Origin of the sequence: Ramlibacter sp. PS4R-6 (genome assembly GCF_037572775.1) — a bacterium.
In the GTDB taxonomy this organism is placed as follows: domain Bacteria; phylum Pseudomonadota; class Gammaproteobacteria; order Burkholderiales; family Burkholderiaceae_C; genus Ramlibacter.
This window is the reverse complement of sequence record NZ_JBBHKA010000001.1, coordinates 862,277-879,368: the sequence shown is the minus strand read 5'-3', so window position 1 is coordinate 879,368 and position 17,092 is coordinate 862,277. Positions and strand designations below refer to the sequence as shown.

At 69.9% G+C, this 17,092-nt stretch carries 16 protein-coding genes; 4 read left to right on the top strand and 12 right to left on the bottom strand.

The genetic code is table 11. The features are described from left to right. Window positions 1–4: 4 nt before the first annotated feature. From WG903_RS04300 to sucC, 3 genes are all read right to left on the bottom strand, one after another. On the bottom strand, window positions 5–694 hold the full coding sequence (locus WG903_RS04300) for a TerC family protein (RefSeq protein ID WP_340072988.1): 690 nt from the start codon (window positions 692–694) through the stop codon (window positions 5–7). Window positions 695–832: 138 nt separating this feature from the next. Next, the gene (gene sucD, locus WG903_RS04295; RefSeq protein WP_340072987.1) at window positions 833–1,726 is read right to left on the bottom strand and encodes a succinate--CoA ligase subunit alpha; all 894 of its coding nucleotides are present in this window, start codon (window positions 1,724–1,726) and stop codon (window positions 833–835) included. 10 nt (window positions 1,727–1,736) lie between these two features. Then, window positions 1,737–2,903 (bottom strand): ADP-forming succinate--CoA ligase subunit beta, encoded by a 1,167-nt coding sequence (gene sucC, locus WG903_RS04290; RefSeq protein ID WP_340072986.1) that lies wholly within the window; start codon window positions 2,901–2,903, stop codon window positions 1,737–1,739. A gap of 151 nt (window positions 2,904–3,054) precedes the next feature. On the opposite strand from sucC, the gene argC reads away from it, so the two are divergent. Continuing rightward, window positions 3,055–3,975 (top strand): N-acetyl-gamma-glutamyl-phosphate reductase, encoded by a 921-nt coding sequence (gene argC / locus WG903_RS04285; RefSeq protein ID WP_340072985.1) that lies wholly within the window; start codon window positions 3,055–3,057, stop codon window positions 3,973–3,975. On the opposite strand, the gene WG903_RS04280 is transcribed toward argC, so the two are convergent. The 4 genes from WG903_RS04280 to recA are packed head-to-tail and all read right to left on the bottom strand — an operon-like array spanning window position 3,953 to window position 10,608. Further along, entirely contained in the window at window positions 3,953–7,216 is a 3,264-nt protein-coding gene (locus WG903_RS04280) for a tetratricopeptide repeat protein (RefSeq protein ID WP_340072984.1), read from the bottom strand. The two genes, argC and WG903_RS04280, sit on opposite strands and share 23 nt — an antisense overlap. A 4-nt stretch (window positions 7,217–7,220) precedes the next feature. Further along, complete coding sequence (locus WG903_RS04275; protein ID WP_340072983.1) at window positions 7,221–9,032, bottom strand: tetratricopeptide repeat protein; 1,812 nt, start codon at window positions 9,030–9,032, stop codon at window positions 7,221–7,223. Between the two features lie 44 nt (window positions 9,033–9,076). Next, window positions 9,077–9,538 carry a recombination regulator RecX gene (gene recX / locus WG903_RS04270; RefSeq protein ID WP_445263577.1) on the bottom strand — a complete coding sequence of 154 codons (462 nt, stop codon included), beginning with the start codon at window positions 9,536–9,538 and terminating at the stop codon, window positions 9,077–9,079. After that, window positions 9,535–10,608, bottom strand: coding sequence for a recombinase RecA (recA, locus tag WG903_RS04265; protein ID WP_340072982.1), 1,074 nt, complete (start codon window positions 10,606–10,608; stop codon window positions 9,535–9,537). Before recA ends, recX begins: the two co-directional genes overlap by 4 nt. 123 nt (window positions 10,609–10,731) lie before the next feature. On the opposite strand from recA, the gene WG903_RS04260 reads away from it, so the two are divergent. Next, on the top strand, window positions 10,732–11,250 hold the full coding sequence (locus WG903_RS04260) for a MarR family winged helix-turn-helix transcriptional regulator (RefSeq protein WP_340072981.1): 519 nt from the start codon (window positions 10,732–10,734) through the stop codon (window positions 11,248–11,250). Here the strand turns inward: WG903_RS04260 and WG903_RS04255 are convergent. Continuing rightward, window positions 11,204–12,112: a hypothetical protein gene (locus tag WG903_RS04255; RefSeq protein WP_340072980.1), complete on the bottom strand. Its 909-nt coding sequence runs from the start codon at window positions 12,110–12,112 to the stop codon at window positions 11,204–11,206. The two genes, WG903_RS04260 and WG903_RS04255, sit on opposite strands and share 47 nt — an antisense overlap. Window positions 12,113–12,246: 134 nt before the next feature. Here WG903_RS04255 and WG903_RS04250 point away from each other — a divergent pair, with 134 nt between their 5' ends. Further along, window positions 12,247–12,921: a response regulator transcription factor gene (locus WG903_RS04250; protein WP_340072979.1), complete on the top strand. Its 675-nt coding sequence runs from the start codon at window positions 12,247–12,249 to the stop codon at window positions 12,919–12,921. Window positions 12,922–12,940: 19 nt separating this feature from the next. Further along, entirely contained in the window at window positions 12,941–14,416 is a 1,476-nt protein-coding gene (locus WG903_RS04245; protein WP_340072978.1) for a sensor histidine kinase, read from the top strand. Here the strand turns inward: WG903_RS04245 and WG903_RS04240 are convergent. The 4 genes from WG903_RS04240 to WG903_RS04225 are packed head-to-tail and all read right to left on the bottom strand — an operon-like array spanning window position 14,401 to window position 17,042. Then, window positions 14,401–15,060 (bottom strand): glutathione S-transferase family protein, encoded by a 660-nt coding sequence (locus tag WG903_RS04240; RefSeq protein WP_340072977.1) that lies wholly within the window; start codon window positions 15,058–15,060, stop codon window positions 14,401–14,403. The genes WG903_RS04245 and WG903_RS04240 overlap by 16 nt on opposite strands. A gap of 22 nt (window positions 15,061–15,082) precedes the next feature. Beyond that, window positions 15,083–15,736 (bottom strand): SPOR domain-containing protein, encoded by a 654-nt coding sequence (locus tag WG903_RS04235; RefSeq protein WP_340072976.1) that lies wholly within the window; start codon window positions 15,734–15,736, stop codon window positions 15,083–15,085. Continuing rightward, window positions 15,733–16,500, bottom strand: a complete 768-nt coding sequence (locus WG903_RS04230) for a biotin--[acetyl-CoA-carboxylase] ligase (RefSeq protein WP_340072975.1) — start codon at window positions 16,498–16,500, stop codon at window positions 15,733–15,735. The genes WG903_RS04235 and WG903_RS04230 overlap by 4 nt, the downstream gene beginning before the upstream one ends. Further along, window positions 16,497–17,042 carry an SET domain-containing protein gene (locus WG903_RS04225; RefSeq protein WP_340072974.1) on the bottom strand — a complete coding sequence of 182 codons (546 nt, stop codon included), beginning with the start codon at window positions 17,040–17,042 and terminating at the stop codon, window positions 16,497–16,499. Before WG903_RS04225 ends, WG903_RS04230 begins: the two co-directional genes overlap by 4 nt. Between the last annotated feature and the right edge of the window lie 50 nt (window positions 17,043–17,092).

Genomic DNA, 17,092 nt, shown 5'->3' with positions numbered 1-17,092 from the left:
GGGTTCAGGCAGCCTGCGCGCGCCCTCGCGACTGCAGCAACTTGCCCAGGCCGACCACGAACACGGCGCCGGCCACCGCGGCGGCGTAGTGCAGCCACTTGTTCGCTTCGAGCACGTCCTTGAGGATCGCGTCGCTCACGATGGTCTCGCCCGCCACCCAGCCGATGAGGCCCGCGCCGGCGACGACGATGATGGGATAGCGCTCCATCAGCTTGACCATCAGCGTGGCGCCGAAGATCACCAGCGGGATGCTGATCGCCAGGCCCAGGACGAGGAGCGTGGTGCTGCCGCCGGCCGCCGCGGCGACCGCGATCACGTTGTCCAGGCTCATGACCAGATCGGCGATGAGGATGGTGCGGATGGCCGACATCAGGTTGCTGGCCTTTTCCTCGTCGGTGTCGTTCGCGTCCTCGTCGTCCTCGGAGAGCAACTGCACGCCGATCCACAGCAGCAGCAGGCCGCCGACGATCTGCAGGTATGGCAAGGCGAGCAGCTTGACCGCGACCACGGTGAGGACCACGCGCAGCACGACGGCGGCGCCCGCGCCCCACAGCACCGCCATCCGTTGCTGGTGCGGTGGCAGCGTCCGCGCGGCCAGCGCGATCACCACCGCGTTGTCGCCCGACAGGATGATGTTGATCCAGATGATCTTGACCAGGCCGATCCAGAACTCCGGCGTCTGCAGCATTTCCATGGACGGTGTGTCTCCAGCGGTTTGTTGTCGTTCAAGGAAAAGCGCCCGGGGCCTTCGGGCCCGGGGCGCTTCCCCTTCATTCTCCGCGGCAGTTTAGCGGCGCGCCGGGCGGCGCGCCGTTCGTGATTCTGCTTACGCCTAGATGAGCGACTTCAGGATGCGGCCCATCTCGGACGGGTTGCGCGTGACCTTGAAGCCGCACTCTTCCATGATCGCCAGCTTGGCGTCGGCCGTGTCGGCGCCGCCACTGATGAGCGCGCCGGCGTGGCCCATGCGCTTGCCGGGGGGCGCCGTCACGCCGGCGATGAAGCCGACCACGGGCTTCTTCATGTGGTCCTTGCACCAGCGGGCGGCATCCGCCTCGTCCGGGCCGCCGATCTCGCCGATCATGATCACGGCGTCAGTCTCGGGGTCGTCGTTGAAGGCCTGCATCACATCGATGTGCTTCAGGCCGTTGATGGGGTCGCCACCGATGCCCACGGCGCTCGACTGGCCGATGCCGAGTTCGGTCAGCTGCGCGACCGCTTCGTAGGTGAGCGTGCCGGAGCGCGAGACCACGCCGACGCGTCCCTTCTTGTGGATGTGGCCGGGCATGATGCCGATCTTGATCTCATCGGGCGTGATGAGGCCCGGGCAGTTCGGGCCGAGCAGCAGCGTCTTCTTGCCGCCCTTGGCTTCCTTGGCCTTCATCTTGTTGCGCACCACCAGCATGTCCTTCACCGGGATGCCTTCGGTGATGCAGATGACGAGGTCGAGGTCGGCCTCCACCGCTTCCCAGATCGCGTCGGCCGCGCCCGCCGGGGGCACGTAGATGACCGAGACGCTCGCGCCGGTCTTCTGCTTGGCGTCCTTGACGCTGGCGAAGATCGGGATGTCGAAGATCTTCTCGCCGGCCTTCTTGGGGTTCACGCCCGCGACGAAGCAGTTCTTGCCGTTCGCGTACTCCTGGCACTTCTCGGTGTGGAACTGGCCCGTCTTGCCCGTGATGCCCTGGGTGATGACCTTCGTGTCCTTGTTGATGTAGATCGACATGTTGTGTTCCTCAGGCCTTCTTCACCGCGGCGACGACTTTTTGCGCGGCTTCCGCCATGGTGTCCGCGCTGATGATGGGAAGGCCCGACTCGGCCAGCATCTTCTTGCCCAGTTCCTCGTTGGTGCCCTTCATGCGCACGACCAGCGGCACGCTCAGGTTCACCGCCTTGCACGCGGTGATCACGCCGGTGGCAATGGTGTCGCACTTCATGATGCCGCCGAAGATGTTCACCAGGATCGCCTTGACCTTGGGGTTCTTCAGCATGATCTTGAAGGCCTCGGTGACCTTCTCCGGCGTGGCGCCGCCGCCGACGTCCAGGAAGTTCGCCGGCTCGGCGCCGAACAGCTTGATGGTGTCCATCGTGGCCATCGCCAGGCCCGCGCCGTTGACCAGGCAGCCGATGTTGCCGTCCAGCGAGATGTAGGCCAGGTCGAACTTGCTCGCCTCGATCTCGGCCGCGTCTTCCTCGTCCAGGTCGCGCAGCGCGACGACGTCGGGATGGCGGAACAGGGCGTTGGAGTCGAAGTTGAACTTGGCGTCCAGCGCGACGATGTTGCCCTTGCCGTCGCGGTTGAGCGGGTTGATCTCGACCAGCGAGGCGTCCGTGTCCATGTAGCACTTGTAGAGCTTCTGGAAGACGTCCTTGGCTTGAGCGGTCGAGCCGGGGGGGATGCCGATGCCGTCGGCGATCTCCTTGGCCTGCGCATCCGTCAGCCCCGCGAGCGGGTCGACGAACACCTTGATGATCTTCTCGGGATGGCTGTGCGCCACCTCTTCGATGTCCATGCCGCCTTCGCTCGAGGCGATGAACGCGACCTTCTGCGTGGCGCGGTCGGTGACGACGGAGACGTAGTACTCCTTCTGGATGTCCGCGCCTTCCTCGATGTACAGGCGCCGCACCTTCTGGCCTTCGGGGCCGGTCTGGTGCGTCTTGAGCTGCATGCCCAGGATGTTGCCGGCCAGCTCCTTGACCTGGTCCACGCTCTTGGCGACCTTCACGCCGCCGCCCTTGCCGCGGCCGCCGGCATGGATCTGCGCCTTGACGACCCAGACGGGGCCGCCGAGTTTCTGGGCCGCCTCGACGGCTTCCTGGACGGTGAACGCCGGGATGCCGCGGGGCACGGGCACGCCGAACTGGCGCAGGATTTCCTTGCCTTGGTACTCGTGGATCTTCATGAGGTGTCTCTGGAGGGGAAACTGGAAGGGTGCGTGCCCGGCGGCGGGGCGGCGCCATCCATGCGCCCGCCTGCGGAAAACAGCGTGCAACTGTATCATGGTGCATCGCACCAAACCGGGTGCGCGCCTACGCATTCCCCACAGGACAACCATGCCCAAGGTCTTCATCGACGGCGAGGCCGGAACCACCGGCCTGCAGATCCGCGAGCGGCTGGAAAAGATGCCCGCCATCGAACTGGTGAGCATCGCGCCGGAGCGGCGCAAGGACCCGTCCGCCAAGCGCGAGCTGATGGCCGGCGTCGACTTCGTCATCCTGTGCCTGCACGACGACGCCGCGCGCGAGTCGGCGGCGATGGTCGATGACATCGAGCGCACGCAGGGGCGCGCGCCGCGCGTCATCGATGCGTCCAGCGCCCATCGCGTCGCCGAGGGCTGGGTCTACGGCTTCGCCGAACTGGCGCCCGGCCAAGCCGAGGCGATTGCGAAAGCCAGGCGCGTGACCAACCCCGGCTGCTACCCCACCGGCGCGATCGCGCTGATCCGCCCGCTGGTCGACGCGGGGCTGATCCCGAAGGACTTCCCGCTCGTGGTGCCGGCAACCAGCGGCTACACCGGCGGCGGGCGCACCATGATCGAGGCGTTCGAGAAGAACGAGGCCGGGCCGTTCGAGGTCTATGGCCTGTCGTTGAAACACAAACATCTGCCGGAGATGGTGAAGTACTCGGGGCTCACGCGCCGGCCCATCTTCATTCCCTCGGTCGCCTGCTTCAACCAGGGCATGCTGGTGGAACTGCCGCTCTTCCTCGACGAGCTGCCGCGCAAGCCGAAGCTCGCCGACCTGCACGATGCGCTGGCGAAGCACTACGCCGGCAGCGAATGGGTGACGGTGGAGCCGCCGACCGAAGGCGGCCGCATCGAGGCCACGGCGCTGAACGACACCAACAAGATGGAACTGCGCGTCTACGGCAACGAGGAGACGCGCCAGGCGGTCCTCATCGCGCGCCTGGACAACCTGGGCAAGGGCGCCAGCGGCGCGGCCGTCCAGAACCTCAAGCTGATGCTGGGCCTGTAGCGGCGCGCCGCGCGAGTTCCTCGCGCACCGTATCGAGCACCGGGTTCCACTGGCCCGGCGCGGGCTGGCGGAAGAGGCGTGCCGTCGGATACCACGGCGAATCGTCGCGCGCCAGCAGCCAGCGCCAGTCGGGGCGGTGCGCCAGCAGCACCCACAGCGGCCTGCCCATGGCGCCCGCGAGGTGCGCGACGCCCGTGCATACCGAAATCACGACGTCGAGCGTCTCGACCAGCGCGGCGGTGTCCGAGAACGTGCGCAAGTCGGCGGACGGGTCCCACACGTCCGACTGCCGCAGCGCCTCGCGGTCCGCCTCGCGCACGTCGCGCTGCAGGTTGACCAACTGCACGCCGGGCGTGGCGATGCGCAACACCTGCGCCAGGGCCATCGAGCGGTTGCGGTCGTTCGCCTGCGCCGGGTTGCCGGACCAGACGATGCCGGCGCGCAGCCTCGCCCCCCGCGGCAGGCGCGAGCGCCACGCGTGCACCCGGGCGGGATCGGCCCGCAGGTAAGGCACGTCGGCCGGCAGGGTGGCCAGCGTCGTGCCCAGCGCGCCGGGCAGCGACATCATCGCGATGTGGAAGTCGGGCTTCGGCCCCTGGCCGACGCGCGTGACCACGGTGCATCCGGGCATGGAGGCCGCCAGCAGCTCGCGCACGGGTTCGCGCACCAGCAGCACGACGACCGCGCCGCGGCGCCGCAACTCGCCGGCGAAGCGCACGAACTGGAACACGTCCCCGAAGCCCTGTTCGCCCACGAGCAGGAGCGTGCGGCCTTCGATCGGCTCCGCGCCGGTCCAGGCGGGGCAACCCAACTCGCCCGCATCGGGCGCCGCACCGGCGCCGGGCAGGCGCCATCGCGCTTCCAGCGGCGCCCAGCCCTGTTCGCAATCGCCCGCGGAGAGCGCCACGGCGCCGTAGATCCATTCGAGGTCGGCATCGTTCGGGAACTTCTGGTGCGCGGCACGCGCCGCTGCGATCGCTTCGTCGTGCCGCCCGAGCAGCTGCAGCGCGTTCGCGCGCAGCGACAGGACGGTCGTGTCGTCCGGGCGCAGCCGCAGCGCATCGTCGGCACGCGCCAGCGCGCGGTCCATGCGGCCCGCGCGGAACCACGACATCGCGGCATTGCCAGCGGAGGTCGGCAGGTCGGGCTTGCGCGCCAGGGCCGCCTCGTAGGCAGCCGCGGCTTCTTCGTACCGCTCGAGCGCGAACAGCGCGTTGCCGCGCACGTGCCCCGTCAGCGGATGCTCGCCGGCCTGCGCCTCGGCGGCGCGCACCGTCTCCAGCGCGGCTGCGGCCTGCCCTTGCTCGCATTCGGCCTGGGCGCGCTCCACGAGCTCGGGCCACGACGGGCTCGCTGCGACGGCGGGCGTTCTCTCCTGTGCCGGGACGCGGTCCGCCACCGCGTCCTGCAGGGCCGACCGCGCGGCGGCAAGGACCGGGGTCCAGTTCTGCGGCGCGGACTGGCGGAACAGGCGCGCGCTGGGATACCAGGGCGAGTCGCTGCGACCGAGCATCCAGCGCCAGTCGGGGCAACGCGGCAGCAACACCCACAGCGGGCGCCCCAGCGCGCCCGCCAGGTGCGCCACGCTGGTGTCGACGCTGATCACGAGGTCCAGCGCCTGCACGAGGGCGGCGGTGTCGTCGAAGTCGACCAGCTCCTCGCCCCAGCGGCGCAGTTCAGGCCACGCCTCGAACACGGCGCGATCGGCCGCGCGCGTCTCCAGCTGCAGGCTCACGAAGAAGCAGCCGGCGGTGTCGAGCGCGCGCAGGGCGGCCAGCGCGATCGAGCGGTTGGCGTCGTTGTCGTGGGTGGCGCTGCCCGACCAAGCGAGCCCCACCTTCAGGCGACCGCCGGCTGCCCGCAGGCTATCCGACCAGTGCGAAACACGCGGCGGGTCGACGCGCAGGTAAGGCACCTCGCGCGGGATCGTGGCCTCGTCGGAACCGAACGCGAGCGGCAGGCTCATGAGCGGGCAGTGGAAATCGAAGGAAGGCAGCGGCGCGCCCGGCGGCAGCACGGTCACGCCCGGTCCCAGGTCGCTTGTGAGCGTCAGGCCGTACAAGGGGCGCGGCAGGTGCAACAGCACGCGCGCCCCGCGCGCCGCGACGAGGGGCACGTAGCGCAGCATCTGCAGCGAATCGCCAAGCCCCTGTTCGGCGAACAGCAGGATGGTGCGGCCCTGCAGGTCTTCGGCGCCCGACCACTGGCCGCCGCGCTCGATCAGCGGATGCCGGGCGCGGCTCATCGCGGTCTTCCAGCGCCACTCGTGCTCGCGCCAGCCCTCGCCGAAGCGGCCCGCGAGCAGGCAGGCGATGGCCATGTTCCAGTGGATGTCGGCGTCGTCGGGGTGCGCGGCCAATGCCTGCCGGCCGGCTTCCTGCGCGTCCTCGGCGCGCACCAGCTGCAGCAAGGTGTTCAGGCGCCCGAACAAGGCGCCGCGATGGTGCGGCTGCAGGCGCAGCGCCTCCTCGAAGCGCGGCAAGGCCTCTTCGCCGCGGTTGGCCCGCGCCAGCGCCGCGGCACTGTTGGCCAGCGCGTCCGGCACCGGGCCGGCGAGCGCCAGCGCGCGCTCGAAACAGACCACGGCTTCGTCGGGCCGCTTCAGTGCGGCCAGCACGTTGCCGCGGCCGGTCCACGCCTGCGCGTGGGCCGGCTCGCGCGCCAGCGCGGCATCGAGCACGGCCAGCGCCTCGTCGTTGCGCCCCAGCGAATGCAGTTGCTGCGCGACGACGATGTCCGCGTCGATGCCGGGGCGCACCGTCCGCAGCCGCTGCGCCCATTCGAGCGCCTGCGCGTGGTCGCCGGTTTCGTGCAGCACCTGCACCAGCTCTTCGATCGCTTCGCCGAACGTTGGCAGCGCTTGCGCAGCGGCGCGGTAGTGGTCGATCGCCTTGCTCGAATCGCCTTGCGCACGGAGCGCGCGCGCCGTCAGGTAGTGGATGTCGTGCAGGATCGCCTGGTCCGGCTGGCGCAGCGCGAGCGCCTCGGCCAGTTGCGCGTGAGCTGCGCGCGCATCGCCTTGCTCGAGCAAGGCAAAACCCAGGCTCAGGCGCGCGAGCGCGTCACGCGGATCGGCGGCGGCGGCCTGGCGATACGCCTCCAGTGCGTCTGCCAGCCGGCCTTCTCCCAGGGCGGCATTGCCGCGCTCGCGCCATTGCGTCGCCGAAGCGTGCGGGGGTTGCTCGCGGGCTTCCAGTTGCTCGCGCCTTCGCCCCAGCTTGTCGAACAGGTTGCGCAGCATGGGATCACCCTTGCGCGAGTGCCGCGCGGACGCGCTCGACGACAGGTTCCCACCGGCGGTCCGCGTCCTGCCGGAACAGGCGCGCCGTCGGGTACCAGGGCGAGTCGGAGCGCTCGAGCATCCAGCGCCAGTCCGGCACCCAGGGCAGCAGGACCCACACCGGCCGTCCCATGGCCCCGGCGAGGTGGGCCACGCTGGTGTCCACCGTCAGCACGAGGTCCAGCGTTTCCAGGAGCGCCGCGGTGTCCGCGAAACTGCGCAAGTGCGCACGGGCGTCGAACACCTCCGGATGCGCGTCGAGCGTCGCGCGATCGGCCTCGCGCACCTCGGTCTGCACGGTCACGAAACGGACGTCGCCCACGGCAGCCCCCAGCAACGTGGCCAGCGGCATCGACCGGTGGAGGTCGTTCAGGTTGGCCGGGTTGCCCGACCATGCGATGCCGACGTTGACCCTGTGCGACGACAGGCGCTCGCGCCATTCGCGGACGGCCGCGGCTTCCGCGTGCACATAGGGAACGCGGGCCGGGATCGTGGCCTCGGTCGTTCCCAGCACGGCGGGCAGGCTCATGAGCGGGCACTCGTAGTCGGTGGCGGGCGGCGCCGCATCCTGGGCGAGAACGCAATTGGCAGGCAGGTCCAGACGCAAGCCGGCCAGCGGCCGCAGCACGCGCACATGCACGGTCTGCGCGCGGCTGGCCACTTCGGGGACGAAGCGCAGGAACTGGATGGCATCGCCGAAGCCCTGCTCGCCGTGCAGCAGGATGCTGCGGCCCTCCAGGCTCTCGCCGCGCCAGCGGGACTTGGGCAGGGCCGAGACGGGCCCGTTGCGCCATTCGTGTTCGGCCCACCCCTCTTCGAAATCGCCGAGCAGCAGCAGGTTGACCGCAAGGTTCCAGTGCAAGTCGGCGTCGTCCGGGTGGATGCGCAGGCCTTCGCGCGCGCAGCTGGCCGCCTCGCGTGGTCGCCCGAGCAGCTGCAACAGCGCGACCTGGTTCGCCAGCAACCCGCGATGCCCCGGGCGCAGGCTCAGCGCCTCCTGCACCGCGGCCAGGGCCCGCTCCGGCTGCCCGAGCCGCCCCCATGCGGCCGCGAGGTTGCCCAACGCCGCGGGATGGGGGCCGATCGCGGCGAGCAGGCGCTGCGCTTCGGCGAGGGCGTCGTCGAAACGTCTCGCGTTGAACAACGCGGCGAAATAGGCGGAAGACGCTTCCGGGTGGGTGGGCTCGGCGGCGGTCGCGGCGGCGAGGACCTGGACCGCTTCCGGCGTGTTGCCCGCGGCGTCCAGGGCGGCCGCATGCAGCAGCTGGGCCTCGATCGACGGGCGCAGCGCCACCAGCCGGCGCGACCACTGCGCGGCATCGCCGTTGCGCTGCAGGGCGAGCAGCGCGCGCACGCCTTCTTCCAGCGCCTCGGCGAAATCGGGTTTGGAACGCAGCGCCTGCTCGCAGGCGCGCAAGGCCGAGTCCCATCGTGAGAGCCCGGCGTTTGCGCGGGCGAGCAGGTAGTGCGCGTCCGCGGCGACCCCGTCCCCGTCACGGCGCAGCGCCAGGGCCTGTTCCAGCCGCTCGGCGGCGGCGGTGAAATCGCCCTGTTCCAGCAGTGCGAAGCCCAGGTTGAGCCGCAAGGTGGCATCGGCCGGGTCGGCCTGCGCCCCGAGGCCGTAGCAGCGCGCCGCTTCCGCGAGGTTCCACTGCTCCATCGCCGCATTGCCGCGCGCTTTCCACTCGGCAGCCGGCACGGGCTGCTGCTGCGCGCCCGTCACCGCTTCGCGGGGCTCGGCAGCAGGAGTGCGGAACAGGTCCTTGAGCCAACTCATCGCACGGACCTCACACGTCGAACCAGCCAGGCATGCCGGCGAGTCTACAGGTCCTCGCCGCCTCCGCTGACGACCTTGCTCACGATGTCCCCGGGGAAACCGCGCGCGAGGAGGAACCGCGCTTGCCGGGCCCGGTCGCCCGCATCTTTCGCGGGCTCATCGAACCTGCGCCGCCAGACGTCGCGGGCACGCTCCCATTCGGTCGCCTTGACGGTCGCCAGGGCCGCCGCCACCAGCGCCGGTTCGATCCCGAGCGACTGGAGCTCCTGCTTCAGTCGCAGCGCGCCGAGCTTGCCGGCCTTGCGGTGCACGACCGAGTCGGCGACGCGCTGGTGGTCGATGAAGCCGCGCGCCTGCAGCTCGTCGAGCACGCGCGCCACCTCTTCGGGCTGCTCGGCGTGCTTCGCGAGCTTGCGTTCCAGTTCGGCGCGCGAATGCTCGCGCTGCGAGAGGTAGCGCAGCGCGCGCCCCTTCAGGGACAGCTGCGGCTTCGCCCGCGCGATCACTCCTCGTCGGCTTCCTCGCCGCCGCCGACGCCTTCGGGCAGCAGCGCGATGCTCAGCTCGGTGCGGATCTTGTTCTCGATCTCGCGCGCCAGGTCGGCGTTCTCGCGCAGGAACTCGCGCGCGTTGTCGCGGCCCTGGCCGATCTTCTCGCCGTTGTAGGCGTACCAGGCGCCGGATTTCTCGATGATGCGGGCGTTCACGCCCATGTCGACGATCTCGCCTTCGCGCGAGATGCCTTCGCCGAAGAGGATGTCGAACTCGGCCGTCTTGAAGGGCGGCGCCACCTTGTTCTTCACCACCTTCACCTTGGTCTCGTTGCCGATGGACTCCTCGCCCTTCTTGATGGTGCCGGTGCGGCGGATGTCCAGGCGCACCGAGGCGTAGAACTTCAGCGCGTTGCCGCCGGTGGTGGTCTCGGGGCTGCCGAACATCACGCCGATCTTCATGCGGATCTGGTTGATGAAGATGACCATGCAGTTGGTCTTCTTGATCGTGGCGGTGAGCTTGCGCAGCGCCTGCGACATCAGGCGCGCCTGCAGGCCGGGCAGCGAATCGCCCATCTCGCCCTCGATTTCGGCCTTGGGCACGAGCGCGGCGACCGAGTCGATCACGATCAGGTCCACGGCGCCGGAGCGCACGAGGCTGTCGCAGATCTCCAGCGCCTGCTCGCCGGTGTCGGGCTGCGAGATCAGCAGGTCGGACAGGTTCACGCCCAGCTTCTGGGCGTACTGCACGTCCAGCGCGTGCTCGGCGTCGATGAAGGCGCACTGGCCGCCGGTGCGCTGCATCTCGGCGATGACCTGCAGCGTGAGCGTGGTCTTGCCCGACGATTCCGGGCCGTAGATCTCGACGACGCGGCCGCGCGGCAGGCCGCCGACGCCAAGGGCGATGTCCAGGCCGAGCGAGCCGGTGGAGACAACCTGGATGTCCTCGAGCTTCTCGCCCTCGCCCAGCCGCATGATCGTGCCCTTGCCGAACTGCTTGTCGATCTGCGCCAGCGCGGCCTGCAGGGCCTTCTGCTTCTCGGTGTCCGCCGCCGCGATGCGGGTGCCTTTGACTTGTGCGTCCATGTCGTTTCCTCCGGGTGGTTGGGTTTGGGTTTATCGACAGGCTGGATGCCTGACCAGCACTTTAACGGCCCGGGTGTGAATCGGTAAACAGGGTTTTTTGTCAGTTTGCCTTACCATTTCGGCATGGCAACGGACGACAGCTGGCGCCTCACGCACTTGGGGCGGCTGCTCGGGCATGCGGCGCGCCGCTTCGACGAGCGCGTGCTGCAACTCATGGCGCGCGACGTCGAGGTGCCGCTGGCGCTGTCCAACCTGGCGGCGCGCGCGCAGGTCAGCGCCGCGCACGTGCACATCACGCGCCACGTGGCGCTCGAGGGCTCGCGCCTGACGGACCTCGCGCTCAGCGCCGGCATGACCAAGCAGGCCATGGGCGACCTCGTCGACCAGTGCGAGGCCTGGGGCCTGGTGAGGCGCGAGCCCGACCCGAAGGACGCGCGCGGCCGCATCGTGCGCTTCACGCCTACGGGACTGGCGTGGCTCAAGGCCTTCCAGGACGCGGTGGCGCAGGCGGAAGCCGAGTTCCGCGCCGAAGTGGGCGACGAGGTCGCCACCGTGGTGGCCATCGGCCTGGAGGCCTACGCCGGCGAGTGGGGCGCTAGCGGGCCTTCGCCACGTCGAACCAGAGCTCGGGTCGCGACTTGACGAGCGCGCGCGTCTCGCGCGACGCGAAGGGGTTGTCGATGTAGAAGGGCCGCCGCGTCTTCAGGTGCGCGCGGTTGATCAGCACGGCCTTGTAGCGCAGGAAGTAGTTGTCGAAGCTCGCGGTGCGGATCAGCGTTTCCAGCCCCGCCTCGATGCGCTCGGCGAGCCGCTGGCCCTCGTCGGCGCGGCGCACGAAGAAGTAGCGCGTGGTCGGGAAGTGCAGGAGCAGCTTCTGCTCGACGCGCATCTCGGGCAGGCGCGCGCGGCGCTCGTCCCATTCGCGGTACGCCTCGTCGGCGCTGCGCGAGAAGAAGTCGAACTTGCGGTCGACCAGCATGCGGAACAGGCCCTCGTAGCTGTCGCCCGTCACCACCTTGAAGCCGGCGGCGCGCAGGATCGAGGTGTCGGCCCAGGTGGTGAACGAGCCCACGCTGTAGGCGCGCAGCTGGTCGAGCGACTCGACCTCCGCGAACTTCGCCTCCATGTCCGCGCGCACGAGGAACACGCGCCAGCTGATGAGCCCCTTGTCGATGGGGATGCGCACCGGGAGGAAGCGCATTTCGATCTCGGCGGAGGTGGAACGCGCGAAGACGTTCACGCTGCGCGTCCCCGCCAGGATTTCCTCGCCCGCCTTCGCCTGGTTCATCGCCTGCGCGGAGGCGCGCAGCTCGAAGGGGCCGTGCGTGGGCACCGTGGCTTCCAGCGCCAGGCGCAGCAGCTCGTAGTCGTAGACGTACTGGGAATCGGACGGCGACTCCGAGCGCGGGTAGGTGAACACCTCCACCGGCGTTTGCGCGCGCACGTGCGGCGCACCCAGCCATGGGCCGAGCGCGAGGCAGGCAGTGGCCAGGCGTCGTTTCATCGCGGTCCCCCAATCGGCCTCCCCCCGCCAATATGGGACCTGGGGCGCCGGGCCGCGCGGGGGTTTTCCCGCAACACCGATGCTGCGCTTCGCCCCCGCATGCCTACAATGAAATCACTACAAGGAGACAAGCGATGCGCATCCTGATTGCGGAAGACGACCAGGTGCTCGCCGACGGCCTGCTCAGGTCGTTGCGCGCATCGGGGGCCGCCGTGGACCACGTCGCGAGCGGCAGCGAGGCCGATGCGGCGCTGATGGCGAACAACGAGTTCGACCTGCTGATCCTGGACCTGGGCCTGCCCAAGATGCACGGCCTGGACGTGCTCAAGAAGCTGCGCGGGCGCGGCTCGACGATGCCGGTGCTGATCCTCACCGCCGCCGATGGCGTCGAGGAACGCGTCAAGGGCCTGGACTACGGCGCCGACGACTACATGGCCAAGCCCTTTTCGCTGCAGGAGCTGGAGGCGCGCGTGCGCGCGCTCACGCGCCGCGGCATGGGCGGCACCAGCAGCACCATCAAGCACGGCCCGCTGGTGTACGACCAGGCCGGCCGCGTGGCCACCATCGACGGCAAGATGATCGAACTCTCGGCGCGCGAGCTGGGCCTGCTCGAGGTGCTGTTGCAGCGCGCGGGCCGCCTTGTGTCGAAGGACCAATTGGTCGAGCGCTTGTGCGAATGGGGTGAAGAGGTGAGCAACAACGCCATCGAGGTCTACATCCACCGCCTGCGCAAGAAGATCGAGAAGGGGCCGATCCGCATCGCCACCGTGCGCGGGCTGGGCTACTGCCTGGAGAAGATCCCGGGCTGATGCCAGCCCGGGCCGCGCGATGAAGCTGTTCCAGCGCGAGCAACGGTCGCTCTTCGGTGAGATCCTCGACTGGATGCTCACGCCGCTGCTGCTGCTGTGGCCGGTGAGCCTGGCGCTCACGTGGCTGGTGGCGCAGAGCATCGCCGGCAAGCCTTTCGACCGCGCGCTGGAATACAACGTGCAGGCGCTGGCGCAGCTGGTCACCGTGCAGAACCAGCGCGTGGTGTTCAACCTGCCGCAGCCCGCGCGCGAGCTGCTGCGCGCCGACGACTCCGACCACGTCTACTACCAGGTGCTGGGCCCGCACAGCGAGTTCCTGTCGGGCGAGCGCGACTTCCCGCACCCGCCCGAGGACGAGGCGCCCGCGGTGGGCGACGTGCGCCTGCGCAACGACGAGATGCGCGGCCTGGACGTGCGGGTGGCCTACACCTGGGTGCGCCTCGACGTGCCGGGCGGCGTGCCCTGCCTGATCCAAGTGGCCGAGACGCGCGAGAAGCGCTCGGTGCTGGCCACCGAGATCATCAAGGGCGTCATGCTGCCCCAGTTCGTCATCCTGCCGCTCGCGGTGCTGCTGGTGTGGCTGGCGCTGGTGCGCGGCATCGAGCCGCTGTCCAAGCTGGAGGAGCGCATCCGCGCGCGCCGGCCCGACGACCTCTCGCCGCTGGACGACAAGGCCGTGCCGCTGGAGGTCGCGCCGCTGGTGCAGTCGGTGAACGACCTGCTCGAGCGCCTGAAGGATTCGATCGCCACGCAGAAGCGCTTCCTCGCCGATGCGGCGCACCAGCTCAAGACGCCGCTCGCGGGCCTGCGCATGCAGGCCGACCTCGCGCAGCGCGAGGCCTTCAACGAGGACGAGCTGAAGCAGTCGCTCAAGCAGATCGGCCGCTCCAGCATCCGCGCGACGCACACGGTGAACCAGCTGCTGGCGCTGGCGCGCGCCGAAGGCGGCGGGCAGGCGGTGGCGCTGCAGCCCTGCGACCTCGCGCGCATCGTGATGGACGCGGTGCAGGACTCGGTGCCGCGCACCATGGACCGCCGCATCGACCTGGGCTACGACGGCCCGCAGCCCGGCGAGGACGGCGTCCAGCTCGAAGGCAACCCCACGCTGCTCAAGGAGCTGGTGCGCAACCTGCTGGACAACGCCATCAACTACACGCCGTCCAGCGCCGACAACCCCGGCGTCATCACGGCGCGCGTCCTGCCCGACCCCTTCGGGCATGCGCTGGTGGTGCAGGTGGAAGACTCGGGCCCCGGCATCCCGGAGGCCGAACGCGAACTGGTGTTCCAGCCGTTCTACCGCGCGCTGGGCACCAACGTCGACGGCTCGGGGCTGGGCCTGCCGATCGTGCGCGAGATCGCGCGCCAGCACAACGCCGAGGTCACGATCGAGGATGCGCGCCCCGGGCAGCAGCCGCCGGGCACGCGCATGACGGTGCGCTTCGTCTTCGGCGAGCCGCGCCCCGCCGTCGCCAGGCTGGCTCAGGCCGCCTTGTAGACGTTCAGCTGCAGGCGCTCGCGCTCCATCGCGCGCTTGACCGCCGGCAATTCCGCGACCTTCTGCACGTGCGCCCACAGCGCCGGGAAGGTTTGCGGGTCGATGCCGGCGAAGCCGCCCCAGCGCATCAAGGTGAGCGCGTAGGCATCGACAGGGCCGAAGTGTTCCCCGAAGAGGAACGGGCGCCCTTCGGCCTGCATCTTCTGCGCCATGGCCTCGATCTCGCCCAGCATGCCGCGGAACAGCTTGGCGTTGTGCGCCTTCACCGCGGCCTGCTCGCCGTCGCCCTCGACGAACTTGTAGGGCATGAAGACGTGCGTGAACGTCGGATGGGCCGTGTTGTTCATCCACGCCAGCGTTTCCATCACGCGCGCGCGCTCGCGCGGCTCGCGCGGCAGGAAGTTGCACTGCGGGAACTTCGCGTCGAGGTAATCGACGATGGCCAGGATCTGCGTGATCGCCTGGCCGTCGTCCACCACCACCGGCACCTGGCCGCGCGGGTTGAGGGCGCGAAACGCCTCGCCCAGGTTCTCCTGCTTGTGCAGCTTCACCAACACGGGCTCGTACGCCGCGCCGCTGGTCTCCAGCAGCGTGTGCGGCACGAAGGAACAGGCGCCGGGGCCGAAATACAGCTTCATCGTCATGGCGAAACTCCGGAAGGAAAGGTCAGCGGCAGGCCTTCAGCGGCTTGCCGTTCAGGGCGGTCTTGAGGTCGTCGAGCTTCGGCCGCAGCGTGTCGTCGATGGCCGGGAACTTCAGCGACTGGCCGCGCGCCTCGGCCCTTTCCTGCACCACCTTGGCCGTGCGCACGCCTTTCTGCGCAAGCGCCTCCATCTGCTGCTTGGCGGCCGCTTCGGTCGGGTAGCCGCCCAGCGAGATGCCGGGCTCCATCGAGGGGTTGGCGAGCGGCTCGAAGGACACGTTCAGGCCGCGCAGCTCGGCCTTCTTCTTCTCCAGCGAGCCGGCGTCGGGGTACTTGCCCATGTAGACGATCCAGCGCGCGGGCTCGGTGGCCGCCTCGAGCGACCAGCTGCCAGGCGGCCAGCCCTCCAGCGCGGACTTCAGCGAATCGGCTTCCGGGTCGGTGAACAGGCCCGCCTGCACGCATTCGGTGGGCCGCGGCGCGGCGGCGATCTCGATGCGCCGGGCTTCGTCGCCGGGCAGCAGGCGCACGGCTTCGGGCTTGACCTGCTGCCCCACGCGCTGCGGCTCGGCCTGCTGCGTGGGCGCCAGGCCCACGGGCGCCAGCAGCTGGCGCGACCACGCGTAGTACGCCGCGTTCGCGAGCACGAGCAGCAGGACCAGCAGGCGCAGCATCATTCCCCTCTCGCGGGCCGCACGCTCACTTCCGCGCTGGTCACCGCCACCATGCCGGCCGCAGTATGCACCAGCAGGCCGCCGGCCTCGGTGGTGCCGTGCGCCGTGCCCGCCGTGCCGTCGGACAGGGCCACGGCGCGGTCGCGCAGCGCGTCGCGCGCCTCGAAGCGCGCCTGGAAGGGCGCGAAGCCGAAGGTCTCGAAGGCCTTCACGGCCTCGACCAGCGGGCGCGCGAGGCGCACCAGGACGTCGCGGGCGCGGGCCTGGGGCATGACTTCGTCCAGGCCCGCCGGCGGCGTCGCGAGGCCGTCTGCGGGCGGCCGGGCGACGTTGATGCCCACCCCGATGACGGCGTAGCGCGGGCCGTTCGCATCGGCGGTGGAACTGGCGGTCTCGATCAGGATGCCGGCGAGCTTGCGGTCGTCCAGCCACAGGTCGTTGGGCCACTTGATGCGCACGCGCGGGTGCAGCGTCTCGGCCAGCGCCACGCCCACGGCCAGCGAAAGCCCCGACCAGGCGGCGGGCGCCAGCATCAGGCCCAGCGAGAAGGTGAGCGAGTCGCCCGGCGCGCTGGCCCAGTTGCGCCCGAGGCGGCCGCGGCCGGCCGTCTGGTGTTCGGCGACCAGCAGCACGGGCTCGGTGCGCCCCGCGCGGGCGCGCCGCATCAGCTCGGTGTTGGTGGAGTCGACCTCGGGGAGGACTTCGACGGTGAAGCCGGGAACCAGCGGCGAGACGCCGTCCCGGATCGCTTCACCGGCACGGATCACTTGCGGCTGCCGCGCTTGGGCGCCAGCATCGTGCCGCGGCAGTTCTTCGCCCCGCACAGGCACAGGTACTGCGCCTTCAGCTTCTTCGTGTACGGCTCGTCGATCACCAGGCCGTAGTCGTAGTTGAGCTCCTCGCCGGCCTTGATGTTGCGCAGGGCCTTGATGAAGACGCGGTGCGTCTCGTCGTCCTCGTCCGACTCGCAATTGGGGTCGCACGAGTGATTGATCCAGCGCGCGGCGTTGCCGCCCACGTTGGCGTCGATCACCCGCTTGCCGTCGTCGATGGAGAAGAAGAACGTGTGGTTCTCGTCGTTGGGATCGCTGGGCGCGCGCTTGTCGGCCTGCTTCCACGTGATGATCTCGCCCACGTACTCGATGAGGGTCTCGCCCTCGGCGATGTCCTGCAGGGCGAAGACGCCCTTGCCGTGGACGCCCGAGCGGCGCACCTGGATGCGGCGCCCCGAGGCCGCCTTGCTTTTCTTCTTCGCCCCGGTGGCGGAACCCGCTACCTCAGCCTCGCGGTCGACCTGCTTTTCTGCCATTTCGCAAAAACCTGTTAATTTGGAATTGCACGTGCGCGCGTGCGCGTGTG